Raw genomic sequence first — 16,953 nt, forward strand, 5'->3', positions numbered from 1 at the left:
GCACAACATCATGACCAAACTAAATATTGAAACAACGCAGGCAGCTGCGTTCGGGTACGACTGTTCCGTCACGAGTCATGGGTACACCGTAGTGATGGCCTCTGACGATGAGAGATTCAAGCGCAGTACCTTAATGGTGGGTTTTGCTGAGGTTTATCAAGATCGCCTGCGGGTTAAGCCGTTTGCGTTCGACGTGTGGGTCAACCCTAATCTAGAGAACTACAGCTATCCGCAGATTGCACAAATCATTGCCGACCGCTGCGGCTTCGGGAGTTTCAGCGTCCATGACTGCGGTGTTCTTCCTGAGGGCTGGCACTATTCGTTCTGTTTTGAGAACCTGGGCTTCTTGCTAAACCTGCACTCTCAATTGGGGCATGTTGGCTCCATTCGGATCGCAGTCGATGGCTTCCTGGCTCGGCATATCTCTCTTCGTGATGAGCGACGGTTGAGCACGGTGCACGGTGCGATCGCGTGGATTGTTAAGCAAGACGATCGTTGTCAGGACGCTCACCTGGCGCGGGAGGTAGCATAATGGCCAACTTGATGAGGATTCCTCAGTCTGGTGCGATCGCTATCAATGATGCGGTCGATCGGATGAATACTCTGACGCTGTTTGTTCAACAGTCTTTGAGAGAAAACCTTGATTACGGAACTATCCCTGGCTGTGGCGATAAACCAGTGTTGTTCAAGCCTGGGGCTGAAAAGATTGCAACGCTGTTTGGCTTGCGGATCAATATCGAACGGACTGACGTTGTTAAAGACTTCACTGGCAAGGACTTTGGTGGCGAACCTTTTTTCTACTTTGAGTACCTGTGTATTCTCAAGGACCGCCATGGTGATGTCGTCGCCCAGTGCTCTGGCAGCTGCAATAGCTGGGAGGATAAATACCGCTGGCGTAAGTCAGAGCGGTGCTGCCCTCAGTGCGGGCAGCCAACAATTCTAAAATCCAAGCAAGATGGCAGTTGGTTTTGCTGGACTAAGAAAGGTGGCTGTGGAGCAAAGTACCCCAAAGGTGATGCAGCGATCGAGTCTCAAAAAGTCGGTCGCGTTCCTAACGAGCGCATTTTTGACCAGGTCAACACCATCGACAAGATGGCTCAGAAAAGGTCGATAGTCGGGTCGGTGATCCTGGCTGCCAACGCCAGCAACTACTTTGCCGTCGAACAGACGATGACTGAAGGTGTTGAGATCATCGATGCTGACTACGAACCAGCTCAACCTATTAACAACGCTCAGCCCATGGAACGCATCCAGGTTGAGGTCATGCCCGACAACGGCAACGATAACCAGGCTCGGATTGCCAAGGTGATTGCCGTGACCGAACACAATTGGGCTGAGGCTAAGGAGATTTGCGATCGCAAAGTACGGCCTGTTCCTAGTTCCGAGCTGAGTAGCGTTGAACTCCGAGAGTTGATCCGGTGGTTGTTGGCTGATTATGCGGTCAAGCGGCGCTATATCCAGCAAGATACGGCATACGGGCTAACGACAGAGCTGATCAAGCAACAGCCCAGTATCACTGACGAGAGCCTGATCAATCGGTATTTTGTCCGGCTAGATGAACTAGCCGAATCCGCGCCGGTCTCCGCAAAGACCCCAGGTCGACAGTTCAAAGGCGTGAGTATCGAGTAATTTTTCAGGGGCGTAGCCTCGCCCCGTAGCATCATGAATCCATTTGTATCTGCTGCATTGCAAAAGCAAGGCGCATCTGAGCTGCCTGCAAACTTGGCATCTGTTGCAATCTCAAAATTGATGGCCAGCCAAGAGTTAACCCTGTCTGAATACCAAGACCTGATTAGGGTGCGACCAATTATCAACAAAACCCAGTACAAAAAACTAGTTGACGGAGCATTGTCATGAAACAAAGTAAATTGCAAGAAGTTTTGAGCGAGTACGATGTCAGCCAAGTTGTGGCCGTTGCTGCCGAGGCTGCACAAGATAGGTTTAAGCACCCAGCGTTAACCGAGTCCCTTGGAGCTGAGGCATCGGTCCAGCTTAAAAGACTCAGCCACGACCTACAACAGATTGAACATTTGCATACCAGCCTGAGCGAGATTACTGAATAGGCGGTATCATTCAATCAGTGACGATTTTCAGGAACTCCAACGCGACCTTTAACCTGGGTCGCGTTTTATTTGAGGAAATTTACGGGGCAGACTCAACAAATTGCCCCGTAAAAACTGACATGAGAAAGCCCGCACTTGGCGGGCGTGTTGGTGTGTGTTGCAAAGTAAGCCGATCGTATCAGTCGGAAAGACGAATTTCATTGTTAACGAACGGCTGTATGCGCGCAGAGGGCAGCTTGCATAGCTCTCCAAACAGTCCAATCAATACCCACAACTGCCAGCTAGACCATCCTTGTTTGTCCGTGTCAGGCATATAGCTGGGATCATTGTAGTACTGGCGAAGATGCTGAAGCCCCTGAGGTGTGAGGCGCACCCAAACGCGATCGCTTAAGTTCACAATCATCAGTCAGAAAGCCCTTTTTCTATTGTTGCGATCGCGTCAACTAATTCGTTGTCCTCAGGAGCATTGGGGGTATTGATGCGCCTAATGACTTTTAATGCCTCAGCCATATTGCCCTGGCGTTGCCGTAATTTCTGGTTCACCAGCTGCTTGTTCTCAGTGGTGAGCACTTCAACTTCAAATCGGTTCAGACCATCCGCTACAAATTGGCGTAGTAAATCTCCGTAGTCCAGCAGCCCTAATTTTTCCGTCAGCTTGTCCACCCTCTGCCAAGTGCTGCCTGGCATGGTTAAGTAGCGCCGTGGATTGCTCATTTTGGTTACTCTCAAGTACCACCCAAGCGTATCAAACAAATTAATAATTTCTACTCAGGCTGTGCCATGCGTGAGGGCTAATGAGCATCATTAGTGTGTCAACAGAAACACGCTTGTGTTACTGTTGAGCCATGTCCTAACCCCTTAGACATTTGGGTAGGACATGGCCATAGACATGGGTAAGGTAGATGGAAGATTTTTTGACTGTTAAAGACATTGCAGGTCGCTACGGGGTAACGGTTAAGACGATTCGGAGATGGATCACCAAGGTTGGACATGACCTTGGACAGCGACTAGACAAGCAAGGGACATTTGGGTATACGGAAGACGAGATTACTCTTATTGCTGAAGCTGGTGGTCGTGAGCCAATAGCTGCATCCCCTGAGATCGTTGACGCAGAGCTGATCGAAGACGAGGGCACCTTGACCCTTCAGTCGGGCGTTGGAATGCGCTTGGATACTCCTACCGTAGGCAAGCTAAGCATTGGCATCTCTTTTGATACTGGAAGTGCATCAAGCGAGGAAAGCCGGGCGATTACGAAGATTGCCGAGACCGAAGTGAATAACCTGACTACCGCTCTAGGGTTTGCTCTTGGCGAAAGCATTGTTAGAGAGGCGAAGCAGCGCTATGAAATTGCGACTGCCAACCTTACCAACAACATGGTTAAGGGGGCTCAAACGGCAGTTTCTAGCCAGGGTGTGGCATCCAAGGAGGCCGCCTAATGACCTACGTAGCAGTGAATTTACTTGCTCAGGCGTCGATTCTGGTAGCCCAAACTTCGGTCAATCTCCAGGCCTATTCCCCAGGACAGCCCTACAGGTTCAATGGCGTCGACGTTCCATCACAGCAAACGCTTGCGCCAGCTGGGCAACAGTCGTTTGCTTTTCGGCCTGCCTGCTCTCAATTGGTTGAGTCTTCTATCCCTGACAACTCTGATCAGGTTCATTGGGGAATGAGCTACAACGGCGACTTCTACGCCTTTAGCACCAAGCCCGCTGGCATGTCTCAGCAAAAAGCTCACCTCTTTCTAGATGCTGAGGGCAACTGCAAGATAGGCGGCGTAGAGGTGCCTATGGTGGCCGCTAGCGCCCTTCCGCAAGAGGTTATTCCGAAGTCATAGCTGAAGCCGTCGAAGACCCGCTTGCGGCCCTCCCAGAGGTTATAGAGAGGGCGAGAGTACCCGCTGGCGCATGGGTCGGTATAGGTTTTATGGGCGCTGGACTTGGCCTTATCGGCTATGGATGGACAAAGCGGACACTAAAGCCTACTCAGTACGCCACAGAAGGTAATGACAGCTCTCCATTTGCTGACCTTCTTAAAACACTTAATCAAGATTAGCTATGGTCAATTCAGACAACTTTTTTCCGTTAATTGGTGGGGCCGCGCTGACTGTGATTGGGGCTGTTATTACAGCAACCAGCTTTAACCCCACCGTGCAGGCCAATCAGGCCCATGCAACCAGCGTCAAAGGCCTCAAAGCTCTGCAAGCCCAGTCAGAAGAGCTGTTTGACCTGGAAGCCGCTGAAGCCGAAGCCCGCTACGCACGTGGCTGCATCATGCTGGCCAACAAACTTGAAGCGGGCCGCAAGCTGTCAGGTTTTCCAGATAAGACCGAAGTTTGCGATCCCTTTGGATTTACAGGGGTAACTGACGCTACGGGCAGAATTACCAGCATCCTTCGCACCCCTGACAAGACTGTTGTTCAGCAAAGGATTTCACCTCAATGACTACAACTGGCCGTGTAAAAAATGCCGCAAGCAAAGTGGGGAAGGCCGTCGAGCAGCTTCAGGAGCAAGTTCAAAAACTTGATTCTCCCGACAAAATTGATAGTCTTGTTGTTCGAGCGTTGACCTACGCGCTGCTGCTAATTCCGCTGCACTTTTTCTGGATCAATCGCCAGCCTTACACACAGCTACTTGAGAGCTGGCTGGGCGTCACGGGTGCATTCGTTTCCGTACTAGGCTTCATCTGTGTTTGCACTGTTCAGTACTTCGAAGTTAGGCCGTTCATGATGTCGTCAACAGCATCGGCTAAAAAGCGGCGGTTTACCAACAATATTGCGATCGCCTTCTACGTAATTGACCTGATTGTGTGCTCAGCAGCCTGGCCTGTTTTTGCGAGCGAGTATGGTCTACCAGGCCTTGACGACATTCAATGGGTCAACGTAGGCCGCATTATTGCCATTGTCCTGGGTCTATCAGGGTGGTTCGCTTTCCGTCAACTGATGCGGAGGAAGCTGTAATGGACGAAACCATGAAACAAGAGTATGCCTTGGCAGTCAGCGAGATTCAGAATATAGCGGTTGACTCAGCATTCAACCGCTATGGATTTGCAGCCCAAGCCATTGGTGTAGGTGTTGGGGTGGCAGGCGGCGCTTTGTTGGCTACATTGATGCCTGCTGCTAGCGTGGCTGGTGGATTCTTGGCTGGGATAATTGCGATCGCAGCCAACAATTTTGCATACAGCGAAGCCGAAAGGGTCATGAAGGGCGATGTAAACGCCGTCAATCGGTATTGCCCCATTGATCAGCAACAGAGCATCATCCTGGCCGCCACAGAGAGGATTGAGGCCACAAAAAAGCCCGTAGCTCAGGTGGCAGAAACGAGCCAGAAGAACCAGAAGTCTACGTCGACTACGACGGGACCGGAAACTACCAGCCAGTCACCTGAGCAGGTCGAACTACCAATCCCTGTTGCACCAGTTCAGTTAAAAGCCAAAACCTTTCACCTGCTGATGTGGGGGCGTTCGCAGGGTGGCAAAACAAACACTGCGATTCACCTGCTAGGCATCAGAACGGCGATTGCCGTCGATTATGTGACCACCAAGGCAGGCGATAAGGTTCCAGAGGGCTGGAAGGGCTATTTAGTCGATCTCTCAAAGCTAGATGCCCAAGTTAACTGGCTGCTAGACCGTTGGGAGGCTCGGCTTCAGTCCAGCTTGGGCGGCAGTGGCACCAAGCAATGGGTCTTGATCGACGAGGTGATTACTATTGCCAACACGGTCGAACCAAGTACCCAGAAGAGATTAAGGGGCTTCATTCTTACCGTTCTAACATCTGGTGCTGGTGTTGGATTTGAGTTGGGCCTGTTTGTCCAGTCGGGCAATGCGTCCATTTTGGATATCCCGGCTGACCTACTTCAAAACTGCAATGTAATTGCTGTAACGGGAGCCAAAAAAGACAACAACTCAATGGCCTCAGCGTTCACAAAGTACACCGGCTACAGCCTTACTAATGACCAGCAAAAACACATTTCTAACCTATCTGGACATTGGCAGCTTTGGGACAATGACGGTCCATGTTTGTCTCAGATTCCTAAGCAAGAAACCAGCTTGAAGTCACTAGATTCTTGTCCCTTAGCTCGCGAGGAACGCACAGCCCCAAAAGACGTAAGCTCTAGTGGTTTTGTTGATAGCCCGTGGGGCTCAAAAAGCTCGAAAACTATCGAGGATAGAATAGTCGGCTACTTCAAGAAAAATCCAGAGCCAGCTACGCCAAGAACCGTATACAGAGGCATAACAATACTCAAGAGTGACGGGCAATTAAAGGTAGAAGACATCAGACAAAAACTCATTGACATGACCAAAGAGAATCCATCTTTAATCGCAATGGAAAATATTGGAGGTCATGACAAATTCCATCTAATTGTCACAAGCTAAATGTCATTGTCAGAAAAGCCGTTTTTTGGGAATTGACGCCTTTTGACAGTGACGGGTATTGACGTCGGCGACAGTGACAGGTATTGACAGTCTCCATGACACCAATTGACACATTATTTAGCATTAAGAAATCGAGAAAAATGACAGACACAATTGATGAATTTGCCGGAATCACAGTTCAGACAACTTTGAACACGCTTGGTGAGGTAATTGTTGAGGCAAATATAGAAAACGGATGGGACGTTGCGACAAATGCCGACTGGCTCTTGATTGGCGAAAATCCGAGCGTGAATGTCGACAAATTAATGAGGCTGTTAGCACTAATTCATTCCGAAGTTTCAGAAGCAGTTGAAGAGGTTAGAGTAGGCGATCGCGTTAAATTCACCGAAGAGTTGGCTGACGTGATTATTCGAACTCTCGACTTGAGCGTTGGCCTTGGTCTAGACATTGGTAGCGCCGTCGTTCAGAAGATTGAGAAAAACCAGAAGCGTGGCCAACGTCACGGAGGAAAATTAGCGTGATGACTCAGGAAAAACTTAAGCCCACATTCAACCGCTCAATCAAGCTTGATGTTGCTCGCCTAATTTTCCCCGAATTTGATATTGATAGAGCACTTATTGACGGCAAACCATGCTACATGGCTAGGTTCTACGATTTGCGCTGGGAGATGACCGACGAAAGTCTTACAAAGCTGGTCATCAAAATCATTGCCCGCCTGGTGGAGGTGGCCAAGCTACACGCTCCAATATCGAAAGATGGCTAGCGGCAAAACTCACGATCGAGCCTCTAAGTGGGTCGCGATCGCAGCCGGTTCCATTGTTGGCTCACTCTGTGTCGACAACGACCAACTAGTTGTACTAGCAACGGTCACGACCTTGGTAACTTGGGCCTGGGGTCTTTTCCTGAGTCCTGATCTAGACCTTGCCGAGAGCCCCAGGGGGTGTAATGCTAAGCGACGATGGGGCCTTCTCAGTGCCTACTGGGTGCCGTACGGCAAGGCATTTAAACACAGGGGCATGAGCCACTGGCTGATTGTTGGCACAGCGACTCGATTGGTTTATGGATTGTGGCCGTTAGTGCTGTGGGCATGGGAGACCGGGAGTATGGAGATCGTCTGGTTTGTGTTTGCCTGCGGGTGCGTAAGCGATGCCACACATTTAGTTTTGGACTATTGGGGTTGACATGATTACGAAAGAGTTAGTCTGGATTTGCTTAAACGAAATGACACCGCACAGCGAAGCTATCGTGCTAGTAGCGACAAAAGATGGCACCGAATGGAGCTACCAAGTCGCCGCTTGGGATGATGGCTATTTTGAGGATGCCGAAACTAGCCGAACAGTGGAACCTATGCCAACACATTGGGCCGAGATTCCGCATCCTGTTAAGTAGTGGCTTTATATCGACTCACCCACGTGATCACTCAACGCCGCTATCAGTTCCCGCCTGTCTTCTGGGGTCAGTCCCAGGAATGGGCGGGCTTCTTGTGTGCCATCCTTAGAGCCAAGCTGAAACCGCGCAGCATACGGTCTGTTACTGCCAACGACCAGCGATCGCGGCCGAGCCACATACGTAATTCCATCACGCATCGCCAAAGTGTACTTACCTATCCCGCGATCGCGACCTTCTTTTTGCTTCTGACGTTTCCAGGCCGGTGAGATGTCAGCCCACTTCTGCCCACCAGGCGATACCTCACTATCGAAGTATCGGCGAGTCTGCAAAAGCATGTACTCACCGAAGTCTTCTAGAGCTGGTTGTAGGTTGCCCACTCGCTCACCGATCTGGGTCAGCGCTCGGTTGACGTCGGCGTCTGTAATGGTGACTTCTATTTGCATGTACTAACAACGCTTCATTTGATTAACTGTTGACCCATGCTATAAAAGAGGCGGCTCTCCCCCTTTTCTAATCATGACTCCTGACTCACTCCTAGACACAGCCTATCGATTTTTCGGTGATGCAGCCGTGTCCGCCATGGTTACTTTTCTGATCACTCGGTTTTTGACAACTCGCTCAGGTGCGATCGCAAAATCATTTATCAACGCTATCAAGGACGGCAAGGTGACAGAGGCTGAGCTGGCTGAATTTAAGCAGGTGCTAGCCGATGATTAAGACGGTCACGAGAACCATCAGTACAGTCAACCAATGGTGTATTGCCAATGGCCTGCCGGTGTTTTTCAACCTGGAAACGCGCTCATTCAGCAACGAATTTCGCATTGACCTTGAAGGGTTTGGCTGGGTGTTCTCCTTGAATAAATGGACCGGCAGCACGCCTGGGTATGTGGCGTTCTGGATCGATCACCTAAAGTCTGGCAAGTCTGCAAGATTTGGCGCTCATCCGAGCTTTAAAGGACCACTGGATCAGCATTTCTCTTCTGCCGAAATACCGCCCCGGCAACTGTAGAATATCTTTGGGAACATGTCTGATAGTCGATATGGTGCCTCGGTTCATTGCCGAGGTTTTTTATGGGGAGATTTACGGGGCAGTGTGCCGCTGTTGCCCCGTAAGTTTTAAAAATGCCTCAGCTAACTGCGTCGTCTGGGATGGGTGGCACCGTTGGCTCCTCATCCACCTGGGGACCGTATTCGCGAAGTTCTTTCTGGACGGCACTCCATAGATCATAATCTGGCAATGGCTGATCAATCCTGGCGATGTGGCCAAACATTCCATAGCTGAAGCGCAAAGCTCTATTGACGACACTGGCATCATCTCCCGAAACTTCCGGGATCTCTCCTTGACGCCAATCTATCTGAGCGTTCAGCTGGAAACCCGAGTGAATAACTGGTGACTGAGACCGAATAAGCTCAAGCTCAAAACTTCTTCAGAAGTTGAACTAGCAGTTTCAGCTCTGGAAGTCGAACCAAAAGCCGCCCTTGAGCTTTCTTGGGGCGGTTCTTTGTTGCCTGAACAGTCGCTATTGCCGTGACTGGCAACGTGTGTCCTCATTCCCATACTTGACACCTATTAATTTCCTAGATTCTTCAACATTTTCCGAACCCGACCTCTAGTCCCTCGGCAACTCATCAGCTCGTAATCCTGGGCATAGACATTGCAGCCAAGTACAACAACCTTAGAACAGCCTGAATCGGTCAGTACCTTAAGCACTCGGGTACATCCCAATGCATTCTCCTGAACCACAAAGCCAATGCCTGATTCTTTGAGTCTGAATAACAACTCAGGCTCATCTAGCTCAGTAGCCACTCTCTTTTTCTGAATCGGTTCAATCGTTCGCTCTATCCGCCATCGATTGTTGAGTCGTCGCTTTACTGTCGATTGCGATCGCTCAATAGTGTTAGCAATACCGGCAATCGAAGCACCTGGAATCTGAAATCCGTCCTTCACCACTGCCATGCCCTTTGCCCCTGGGAAACTGTCAGAGGATGCTGCGTCATGTGGATCAAAAACTGATTTCTTCGCCTGGCCCTTCTTCGCTTTCTTCGCCGCCCAGTACGCCTGTCGTTGTCTGTACTCGGCTTCTAATGCGGTGGCCACTGCCTTGGAGCCCATGCGGGTAAGGTCGGATAGGGGAACTTCAGCGATCGCACCCAATCCATCCACACCTAATGCACAAGCTACTTTAGCAATGCCCGATAGATAGAGTTCTATTTGGCCATCTACTCGTCGTCTAGAGCGCCACCACACCCCGAGCCCTGCCTTGACCCAGCGGTAAATGGTTTGAGTGCTCACGCTCATCAGAGCAGCCATGTCAGCCACACCAAAATAGACCCCGTCCGGTGCCCTCGGTATCCAGGGCTCTTAGGACGTGCCATAGCCTCGCCTGCTCACAGGTATCGAGCAGACGGCTATAAATTCGTATGGTGGTGAGGTCTGACATGGCATAGCTAGGCCGATCCTTAGAAGAGGACCGACCGACTACCGGCCTCCTAGGCCTCCGCCCACTTCTTCACAGCCGCTTCGATTTCAGCCTTGAGTTCTACTTCGGCATCCGACAGTAGCGCTTCAATTCGCTGCGTCGATGGCGTGCGCTTAGATAACTCCCAGGCCATACGGACCCAGATCCAGAGAAGGAAAAGTCGTAGTGTTTTCATGGTGTCCCCCTAGGCTGTGATCGCAACGATTGGACTCTGAAGCGTCGGGTGCTGATCGCTGTAGTCGGAAAGGGCGCGATCGCAACACTGCTCATAGCTACCGATGAAGGTGTTGGGGTAGGCAGAATAGCGACCGTACTCCCAGTTGAGGCCGAGGCTGGGGTGGGTTTGGATCAGGCCGACTACATGGCCGTTCCAGGTGACGTGATGCTGGCTATCAGAAGATTGCGTGATTTCAAGCCCTTTGACGGGGCTTTGGGTTAGAGTTTTCATTAGGTCAAATCCTTGTGGTTTAAGGGTTTGGTTTAGAGGGCTGGTCGTAGTTGGCGCTACTCCAGTCCTTGTTATACACCAACTTTAACTTGTCACGTTAAACGCGTCAAGTTATACTCGTTGCAATTGAAAAGTGGCGCTACAATAGTGGCGTCACGCATTATCTGTAAGGAGTCATTATGATCAATGCGGTGAAAGTTCAGCGAATTATTGAAATAGAGGTACCGGGGCTAGGAGAACGCATCAAGAAAGCTCGGCAGCAAAAACAGCAGGAAGGTAGAACGATGACTGATCTTGCTAGTGCTGTTGGTATGTCGGTTCAGAATTGGTACCGGATTGAAAAAGAGTCTCAGACCTTGGCTGAAGATGTTCTCAAAAAGATTGAGGAAGCTTTAGGCGTATCGTTTGGGGTGAAGTTTGATGAGTGAATCAATCAAAGCGACTCGCGCCAGTATTCAGATTGGCGACCTGGCAGTAGACGGCTTCATGTTGCCTGATGGCAGTTATCGAATGAGCCAGACTCAGACCGCTTCAGCGGTTGGGCTGCCAGAACGAAACGCCCGCGAATTTTTGAAGTCAAAGGCGATTAAACGCTTGTTGGGCAAGGATTATACGCCCGCGATTTCTGAAGTTGAAATCGAGTCCACTGATCAAGCCAGAGGGCAAAGCCGCATTAATGCATTGCCTTTAGATACAGTGTCTGCCTACTGGTTGTGGCAATTGTTTAGAGGTAATAAACAAGCCTTGGCCCTATGCATGGCCCTGATGATTGAGACGCTCACCCGCCGTTTCGATACGGCCTTTGGTGTGAGCCGTTCTGAGGACGAATACAATCAGCTGCTGCGCGATCAGAATGCTGCTCTTCAAGCCACATTAGAAGACTTAGCTGATGCCTATGCGGAGCCGGATTTGCTCAGAGAACACGTGTCCAGACTAGAACAACAGATCCGAGACCTGGGCGGTGAGCCCTGGCAATTACCAGAGAATAACGAGGTTCCCACCAATGACTAAGACAATGACCCAGGGCAAGATGCTCTTTAAGCTCAAGGAACTAATGGCCAAATACGACGTATCTGTCAAAGCACTGGCATTACGTCTGGACGTATCCAGCAGCACTATTTCTGAATGGAGAAACGGCAATAAGCACCCAAGTGTCCCGAAGGTGAACCAGATTCTGAACGCTGTACTGGAGCTGGGTGACCAAGAGCGGCTGAAGTTTGAACCACTCACCCTGTCAGAGCTGATTGAATGGCGTTTGGATAGATAATCGACCTGCTTTACCTAAGGGGAATTTTTTTACCTTAGCTGTGCTATCGTTGCCACATCTGTGTCAAGAGAAAATCAATAGGCATATTTTTTTGGCTTTAGTGAGCCGTTGGCGGCACAAATGAGCCGAGGTTAGTTCAATTAGCAATATATGAGAATAAGAAGATGAGTGAAATAGTTCTGTTTAATTTTGAGTCACACGACATTCGCTACGTTGGTGATGGCATAAAGCATGAATGGGTGGCTACTGATGTTTGTGCCGCCTTAAATATTAGGAATTCAAGCCAAGCTTTAGATCGATTGGATGACGATGAAAAGGGTATATGTTTAAGTGATACCCCTGGTGGAGAGCAAGAGCTACTAACGGTTAACGAGCCTGGGTTGTATGGGCTAGTTCTTGGTAGTCGTAAGCCTGAAGCTAAGAGATTTAAGCGATGGCTAAAGCATGAAGTTCTGCCAGCAATCAGAAAAACTGGGTCTTATAATCTTCAAAAAACTGACTCCACCCCCAAACCTGAACCACTACAGCTACCACCCGCTGATGTGAGAATTCGGGACTATGCCAATGCGATGCAATATCTTGAAGAGAAGTTAGGCATCGATCTTCAGAATCCCCGTATGCAACAGCATTACCAGGATGTGATCAACAACATCGTCTTAGATAGCCAAAAGCAACTACCACCTAGCAAAGACCGTTGGATGGGCATTGTTGAATTCGCTGAGAAGTTGGGCTACAAAGTTACTTCCAAGCAGGCACCGATTTTAGGGAAACGGGCTAAGGCTTGGTTCGTGGCTGAGACTGGAGAACTGCCTGCTGAAGAAGATCGCTTAGTCAACGGGCGCATGTGCCCTGTGAAATTGTACAATGTTACTGAGTACGGAGAGGGGTTGAGTCAGGTTGTGCGGGAGTATTTGGGGGAGTCTGGAGGACGGGCTGCGGCTTAGGTTTAACTTTAGCTGGCAGATTATTCCAAGCTAGGCTACGCAGATGGCATTGACTCTATCAAAGTACGAATAGGCTCAAGGTTTAAGTCCTCTGGTTGCACTGGTGTTTCAGACTCGCGTCGCAGAAGAATTTTTACTGCAACTGGCTTCCCAAGCAAAGGATTACGAAGAGCAACGATTCCATCCATCTCTCTAAGAAATGTATTGAGTGTGAAATAAATTGTTCCACACGTTAGGCTGCCCTGGTTAGCGAATGCTATGACAATGTCTTGCCCTCTGAGCATATGCCCCTTTCCTTTGAGAAATCGCGCTGGACTATTCGGGATTTGTGTAACGTAGATATCAAAAACCTCAACTACTCTAGCTTCCATAAAAACGAGAGAGCCAATTTGATTGAATCTGAAGTTAACTCTGTAAAGAGCTTCGGCATTAGGAGGTTCAGAGAATTCACCAGCCACATAGACAGCATATCCTCGCCACTCACCACTGATATTTATGCGGCTGCGGCTAAAAACTAAATAAAGATCATACTTAGTAATAATTGCAGATGCTACGACAGCAATTGCTCCAATTAGACTGGCTACTAGTGTGGCAGTTCCCGGATCCATAACGTTGCACCGTGGCAGATTTTTATCGCAATTCCAGTACTAACCATTAGTTACTGGCAGCTAACTATATATGTATCCAGAAAATGTCTAGATAACACTCCTAAAGGGAAATTAACCAGAATTTTTCTGGATAATACACCGAGCATAGGATTTATCTAGAAAGCTTTAACGATCTTCATTGGTTCAAATGAACTTCGGTATGACTTGCATGCCGGTTGGTGTGGAAGGGGGGATTCGTGAGGATTCTCGCTATCTCGACTAAGAAGCAATAATAACCGTTATGATAGGGCACGTACCAATTGGACTATTCGCTCATCACTCAAGCCTTCGCGGAGGTCCAATGCATTTCTGTCTTGTAGAAACGGGGGTAGCTCCGCGAATGTTGTGCCTGGAAGTAAGATTGGGATTACTCGTACCGTCTTATCTGCCGTTGATTGCTGCAATACAGCGTCTAGCTCAGCGGATTGCCACGGCGATTCCTGAGACGCTGGGCTGATACAAGCACAGATTGTTCGTGAGGACTGAAGTGCCGATAAGATTACATCCTGGAAACGTTCGCCTAGACCAATATTTGTGTCAATGAATACGTTAAGACCTTCATTAGTCAATCTCTCTGCTAAATCGGTTACGATATCACGACTGTCCCGTGCAACGTAACTGAGAAATGTGTCGTATCTCTTTAAACTCCGCCCGATGTCTTCTTGAGATTCTTGGCGTTGCGTGCGCAAAAATTGGATAGTTGCGCGACGAATCTCTCCGTTTCTCAGCCATTCTCGTCCCTGCTTAGACTGAAGCAATTTCAATAAATCGCGATCTGCCAACAACGAAGTTGCGACATTGGCACGATCGGGATCATCTCGTTTAGCCTCCCTACGGATGGCCTCCACATCTGATTCAGCAAGCTCTCTGCATAATTGCTCAGCAATCATCAGGGTGGAAAACACTTGGGGCCATCGCTGTTGAAGGCAGCGTGAGACAGCAAAATACTCAAGCGCTATCTCGCTCATTGTGCCGGATGCAGCGAGGTTCTGGTTTATGGCAAGATCTATCAGGAGATTGTTGACGAAACGCACCGTAGATCGTGGATTTGCACCAGCGGCTGAACCAATGATTGGTAAAATCTCCTGGAAACTATTCTTGCTCTCGGGTGATATCCTTGTCAGTATTTTCTCCGAAAAATCAGTCATTCTCCCAGTGTGGGGTGGGATGTGAAAAGGGAGTTGGACGATTTTATCAAGGTAAGATTGACCTTCAAAATTTTCTATGCCGTAATCTTCCCTATATCGGTACTGCAGATACCCTTCGATTACACTTCGGGCAACTCCAAGGATGAAGATAAACCCTGGCTGCGCGAGCACAAGCTTAATGCTCTCCAGTAATCGGATAGCCAAGTCCGGAAAGCAGCGATCGAGGTCATCAATAACGACCACAATCCGCGCGCGCCCCCGCGATGGTAACTCAGAAAGCCTTTCAAAGGCTTCGTAGTAGAGGCTTCTGTCGAGCAGCGGATCGGGCGTGAGTTTCTCCTCACGGTCGATCATGTCCTTTGCAACAAATGATGCCTCGACTTCGGCGAATCCTGGAACTTTTACCTTTGACTTCGCAGAGAATCCATAAGCAACTGCCCGAAGAGACTTTATAAGCGATCGCCCTCCGTCTGATAGTTTTGCGGTAAAGCTCTTGTTTCGTTCCAGTTCACGAACAATTGTTGCAACCAACGGTACAATAGGGTGCTCTTCACGTTCGTACCGCCACGCATTGAACCAAACGGTGATGACATCATCCTGATCGTCCAGGTACCTCTGAATCAGTCGCATCAAACTTGTTTTCCCGGTACCCCATTCTCCAAACACGCCGATCGTGAAAGGTCCGGGCGTTCCAATTGCAGCATCTCCGAGAACTTTGCAGTAGGTTGAAAATCCAAGACCATCTAAGTCGGGGTCGTTGCCCTCCCCAAGGGGTTCGTCGGTCAATAGCTTCAGTTCGGACATCTGTTCCTCGGTATCCTGCAGCCTAATCCCCCTGACAAGGAGATCAAGTAGACATTGGCCAACCTAGCATGCAGATTTGGGCGATCGCTTGGAATTTCCTATATATTTCCTAAAGACTTTCTGCCGTGGCACCGTCCTTCATGCTTGGTCAGACCTTAGTGGAGGATTTGGGAGGCTTTAGGGCTGAAATGTCCGACCAAGGTCGGAGGCGGGGTATTTGGTTATTAAGGCTGGTGGCGGCTTAGATATTCACCAAGCCTAAGACATGAACAATAGGAATTCGGCAGGGGTGTACGTCATGCGTATGCCCCCTGTTTTTGTGTGGGTAGTTTCCCCTCTCGGGGTAGTGGGGTCTGAGCCAAGCTTACATCCAATGGGCACAAGGACAAGGCTAATTTGTTTCCATCCCCTTTCGGGGTAATGGGATCTGAACAAGGCAGGAATTATAAGCACAGCCAAAGGTATGCAGTAGTTTCCGTCCCCTTGCGGGGTAATGGATTCTGAACTGAAGTGGTAGCACGCCAGCAGGTAGGCGTCGCCGCGTTTCCGTCCCCTTTCGGGGTAATGGATTCTGAACAATTTTAGCCCAGAGGATTTCTACGTATAAGTTATAGTTTCCGTCCCCTTTCGGGGTAATGGATTCTGAACCGTTGGTAGTAGCCAGAAACGCCGCTACGACCAAGAGTTTCCGTCCCCTTTCGGGGTAATGGATTCTGAACACTCTTTACAGAGAAATTCTACCAAAATTGTTTCCAAGTGTTTCCGTCCCCTTTCGGGGTAATGGATTCTGAACTTGGGTGTCCCGATGAAATCGGCGGTGGCAATGACTGTTTCCGTCCCCTTTCGGGGTAATGGATTCTGAACCAGTAGATGTCGATACGTTTGGATGCCGGACCACCGCGTTTCCGTCCCCTTTCGGGGTAATGGATTCTGAACACTGAACGGCAATTTAATGTCAACGGCAATGCAGTGTGTGAGTTTCCGTCCCCTTTCGGGGTAATGGATTCTGAACCGCTATTGCTGTAGGCGGTAAGACTAATCAGATGTTGTTTCCGTCCCCTTTCGGGGTAATGGATTCTGAACGATTATGGAAAATTCTAATTCTAACCTCGCCGAATCAGGTTTCCGTCCCCTTTCGGGGTAATGGATTCTGAACCACTTTTTGCATTGCTGACCATCGCCGGACTAGTTTCGGTTTCCGTCCCCTTTCGGGGTAATGGATTCTGAACCGGTCATGGCTTACTCGTTCCAAAAACAAGTAGGGTTTCCGTCCCCTTTCGGGGTAATGGATTCTGAACCCCCATCTTCTGGAACCCTGACTACACAAGCCCTCTAGAACCCGATTTCTGAGGGGGTCTGGAAAAGCCCAGATAAATAGAAGCTATTCCCAAT

At 49.4% G+C, this 16,953-nt stretch carries 29 protein-coding genes and 1 CRISPR repeat array; of the genes, 19 read left to right on the forward strand and 10 right to left on the reverse strand.

What is annotated here, in order from left to right:
- The first annotated feature begins 10 nt into the window (after positions 1-10).
- From N836_RS46665 to N836_RS46680, 4 genes are read left to right on the forward strand one after another with little or no spacing between them, the layout of a single operon-like run.
- The gene (locus tag N836_RS46665) at positions 11-532 is read left to right on the forward strand and encodes a hypothetical protein (protein WP_023071558.1); all 522 of its coding nucleotides are present in this window, start codon (positions 11-13) and stop codon (positions 530-532) included.
- On the forward strand, positions 532-1,629 hold the full coding sequence (locus N836_RS46670) for a hypothetical protein (RefSeq protein WP_023071559.1): 1,098 nt from the start codon (positions 532-534) through the stop codon (positions 1,627-1,629). Before N836_RS46665 ends, N836_RS46670 begins: the two co-directional genes overlap by 1 nt.
- A 33-nt stretch (positions 1,630-1,662) precedes the next feature.
- Positions 1,663-1,857 carry a hypothetical protein gene (locus N836_RS46675; protein WP_023071560.1) on the forward strand — a complete coding sequence of 65 codons (195 nt, stop codon included), beginning with the start codon at positions 1,663-1,665 and terminating at the stop codon, positions 1,855-1,857.
- Positions 1,854-2,063, forward strand: a complete 210-nt coding sequence (locus N836_RS46680; RefSeq protein WP_023071561.1) for a hypothetical protein — start codon at positions 1,854-1,856, stop codon at positions 2,061-2,063. Before N836_RS46675 ends, N836_RS46680 begins: the two co-directional genes overlap by 4 nt.
- Positions 2,064-2,241: 178 nt before the next feature.
- Here N836_RS46680 and N836_RS46685 read toward each other — a convergent pair whose 3' ends face one another.
- Both N836_RS46685 and N836_RS46690 read right to left on the reverse strand, forming a co-directional pair.
- Positions 2,242-2,466, reverse strand: a complete 225-nt coding sequence (locus N836_RS46685; protein WP_023071562.1) for a hypothetical protein — start codon at positions 2,464-2,466, stop codon at positions 2,242-2,244.
- On the reverse strand, positions 2,466-2,777 hold the full coding sequence (locus N836_RS46690) for a hypothetical protein (RefSeq protein ID WP_023071563.1): 312 nt from the start codon (positions 2,775-2,777) through the stop codon (positions 2,466-2,468). Before N836_RS46690 ends, N836_RS46685 begins: the two co-directional genes overlap by 1 nt.
- A gap of 188 nt (positions 2,778-2,965) precedes the next feature.
- Here N836_RS46690 and N836_RS46695 point away from each other — a divergent pair, with 188 nt between their 5' ends.
- The 9 genes from N836_RS46695 to N836_RS46730 all read left to right on the forward strand — a co-directional run bounded on the left by N836_RS46695 (position 2,966) and on the right by N836_RS46730 (position 7,823).
- Entirely contained in the window at positions 2,966-3,499 is a 534-nt protein-coding gene (locus N836_RS46695) for a hypothetical protein (protein ID WP_023071564.1), read from the forward strand.
- Positions 3,499-3,897: a hypothetical protein gene (locus tag N836_RS46700; RefSeq protein WP_023071565.1), complete on the forward strand. Its 399-nt coding sequence runs from the start codon at positions 3,499-3,501 to the stop codon at positions 3,895-3,897. Before N836_RS46695 ends, N836_RS46700 begins: the two co-directional genes overlap by 1 nt.
- 220 nt (positions 3,898-4,117) lie before the next feature.
- Entirely contained in the window at positions 4,118-4,504 is a 387-nt protein-coding gene (locus N836_RS46705) for a hypothetical protein (RefSeq protein ID WP_023071566.1), read from the forward strand.
- Complete coding sequence (locus tag N836_RS46710) at positions 4,501-5,019, forward strand: hypothetical protein (protein WP_023071567.1); 519 nt, start codon at positions 4,501-4,503, stop codon at positions 5,017-5,019. Before N836_RS46705 ends, N836_RS46710 begins: the two co-directional genes overlap by 4 nt.
- Entirely contained in the window at positions 5,019-6,434 is a 1,416-nt protein-coding gene (locus N836_RS46715; protein WP_023071568.1) for a hypothetical protein, read from the forward strand. Before N836_RS46710 ends, N836_RS46715 begins: the two co-directional genes overlap by 1 nt.
- A 95-nt stretch (positions 6,435-6,529) precedes the next feature.
- Positions 6,530-6,955: a MazG nucleotide pyrophosphohydrolase domain-containing protein gene (locus N836_RS0137390; protein WP_023071569.1), complete on the forward strand. Its 426-nt coding sequence runs from the start codon at positions 6,530-6,532 to the stop codon at positions 6,953-6,955.
- Positions 6,952-7,197, forward strand: coding sequence for a hypothetical protein (locus N836_RS46720; RefSeq protein WP_152532086.1), 246 nt, complete (start codon positions 6,952-6,954; stop codon positions 7,195-7,197). Before N836_RS0137390 ends, N836_RS46720 begins: the two co-directional genes overlap by 4 nt.
- Complete coding sequence (locus tag N836_RS72985; RefSeq protein WP_023071571.1) at positions 7,190-7,615, forward strand: DUF2227 family putative metal-binding protein; 426 nt, start codon at positions 7,190-7,192, stop codon at positions 7,613-7,615. The genes N836_RS46720 and N836_RS72985 overlap by 8 nt, the downstream gene beginning before the upstream one ends.
- 1 nt (position 7,616) lies before the next feature.
- Complete coding sequence (locus N836_RS46730) at positions 7,617-7,823, forward strand: DUF551 domain-containing protein (protein ID WP_023071572.1); 207 nt, start codon at positions 7,617-7,619, stop codon at positions 7,821-7,823.
- A 5-nt stretch (positions 7,824-7,828) separates the two neighbouring features.
- Here the strand turns inward: N836_RS46730 and N836_RS72990 are convergent, their stop codons facing one another.
- Positions 7,829-8,266, reverse strand: coding sequence for a phage virion morphogenesis protein (locus N836_RS72990; protein WP_023071573.1), 438 nt, complete (start codon positions 8,264-8,266; stop codon positions 7,829-7,831).
- A 73-nt stretch (positions 8,267-8,339) separates the two neighbouring features.
- Here N836_RS72990 and N836_RS46740 point away from each other — a divergent pair, with 73 nt between their 5' ends.
- Together N836_RS46740 and N836_RS46745 are read left to right on the forward strand one after the other, a co-directional pair.
- Complete coding sequence (locus N836_RS46740; protein WP_023071574.1) at positions 8,340-8,540, forward strand: hypothetical protein; 201 nt, start codon at positions 8,340-8,342, stop codon at positions 8,538-8,540.
- Positions 8,533-8,832: a hypothetical protein gene (locus tag N836_RS46745; RefSeq protein WP_023071575.1), complete on the forward strand. Its 300-nt coding sequence runs from the start codon at positions 8,533-8,535 to the stop codon at positions 8,830-8,832. The genes N836_RS46740 and N836_RS46745 overlap by 8 nt, the downstream gene beginning before the upstream one ends.
- Positions 8,833-8,950: 118 nt before the next feature.
- On the opposite strand, the gene N836_RS76400 is transcribed toward N836_RS46745, so the two are convergent.
- The 5 genes from N836_RS76400 to N836_RS75695 form a co-directional block, all read right to left on the reverse strand.
- Complete coding sequence (locus tag N836_RS76400) at positions 8,951-9,094, reverse strand: hypothetical protein (RefSeq protein WP_023071576.1); 144 nt, start codon at positions 9,092-9,094, stop codon at positions 8,951-8,953.
- Positions 9,095-9,393: 299 nt separating this feature from the next.
- Positions 9,394-10,134 (reverse strand): hypothetical protein, encoded by a 741-nt coding sequence (locus N836_RS46750; RefSeq protein ID WP_023071577.1) that lies wholly within the window; start codon positions 10,132-10,134, stop codon positions 9,394-9,396.
- A gap of 1 nt (position 10,135) precedes the next feature.
- Positions 10,136-10,264: a hypothetical protein gene (locus N836_RS77855; protein ID WP_268744302.1), complete on the reverse strand. Its 129-nt coding sequence runs from the start codon at positions 10,262-10,264 to the stop codon at positions 10,136-10,138.
- Positions 10,265-10,313: 49 nt separating this feature from the next.
- Positions 10,314-10,478, reverse strand: a complete 165-nt coding sequence (locus tag N836_RS76405) for a hypothetical protein (protein WP_161634941.1) — start codon at positions 10,476-10,478, stop codon at positions 10,314-10,316.
- Between the two features lie 9 nt (positions 10,479-10,487).
- Complete coding sequence (locus tag N836_RS75695) at positions 10,488-10,751, reverse strand: hypothetical protein (protein WP_152532087.1); 264 nt, start codon at positions 10,749-10,751, stop codon at positions 10,488-10,490.
- Between the two features lie 179 nt (positions 10,752-10,930).
- Between N836_RS75695 and N836_RS46760 the strand changes: the two genes are divergently transcribed.
- The 4 genes from N836_RS46760 (at position 10,931) to N836_RS72995 (ending at position 12,962) form a co-directional block, all read left to right on the forward strand.
- Positions 10,931-11,179: a helix-turn-helix domain-containing protein gene (locus N836_RS46760; protein WP_023071580.1), complete on the forward strand. Its 249-nt coding sequence runs from the start codon at positions 10,931-10,933 to the stop codon at positions 11,177-11,179.
- Positions 11,172-11,762 carry a hypothetical protein gene (locus tag N836_RS46765; RefSeq protein WP_023071581.1) on the forward strand — a complete coding sequence of 197 codons (591 nt, stop codon included), beginning with the start codon at positions 11,172-11,174 and terminating at the stop codon, positions 11,760-11,762. Before N836_RS46760 ends, N836_RS46765 begins: the two co-directional genes overlap by 8 nt.
- The gene (locus N836_RS46770; protein ID WP_023071582.1) at positions 11,755-12,018 is read left to right on the forward strand and encodes a helix-turn-helix domain-containing protein; all 264 of its coding nucleotides are present in this window, start codon (positions 11,755-11,757) and stop codon (positions 12,016-12,018) included. Before N836_RS46765 ends, N836_RS46770 begins: the two co-directional genes overlap by 8 nt.
- 164 nt (positions 12,019-12,182) lie before the next feature.
- The gene (locus N836_RS72995; RefSeq protein WP_023071583.1) at positions 12,183-12,962 is read left to right on the forward strand and encodes a BRO-N domain-containing protein; all 780 of its coding nucleotides are present in this window, start codon (positions 12,183-12,185) and stop codon (positions 12,960-12,962) included.
- Positions 12,963-12,997: 35 nt separating this feature from the next.
- On the opposite strand, the gene N836_RS46780 is transcribed toward N836_RS72995, so the two are convergent.
- Together N836_RS46780 and N836_RS46785 are read right to left on the reverse strand one after the other, a co-directional pair.
- Entirely contained in the window at positions 12,998-13,570 is a 573-nt protein-coding gene (locus N836_RS46780; RefSeq protein ID WP_023071584.1) for a hypothetical protein, read from the reverse strand.
- A 278-nt stretch (positions 13,571-13,848) separates the two neighbouring features.
- The gene (locus N836_RS46785) at positions 13,849-15,561 is read right to left on the reverse strand and encodes a P-loop NTPase fold protein (protein WP_023071585.1); all 1,713 of its coding nucleotides are present in this window, start codon (positions 15,559-15,561) and stop codon (positions 13,849-13,851) included.
- Between the two features lie 398 nt (positions 15,562-15,959).
- A CRISPR array of direct repeats spans positions 15,960-16,859; the repeat unit is 35 nt; unit sequence GTTTCCGTCCCCTTTCGGGGTAATGGATTCTGAAC.
- Positions 16,860-16,953 lie beyond the last annotated feature (94 nt).

The sequence above is a fragment of the Leptolyngbya sp. Heron Island J genome (assembly GCF_000482245.1).
Taxonomy (GTDB): Bacteria; Cyanobacteriota; Cyanobacteriia; order Phormidesmidales; family Phormidesmidaceae; genus Leptothoe.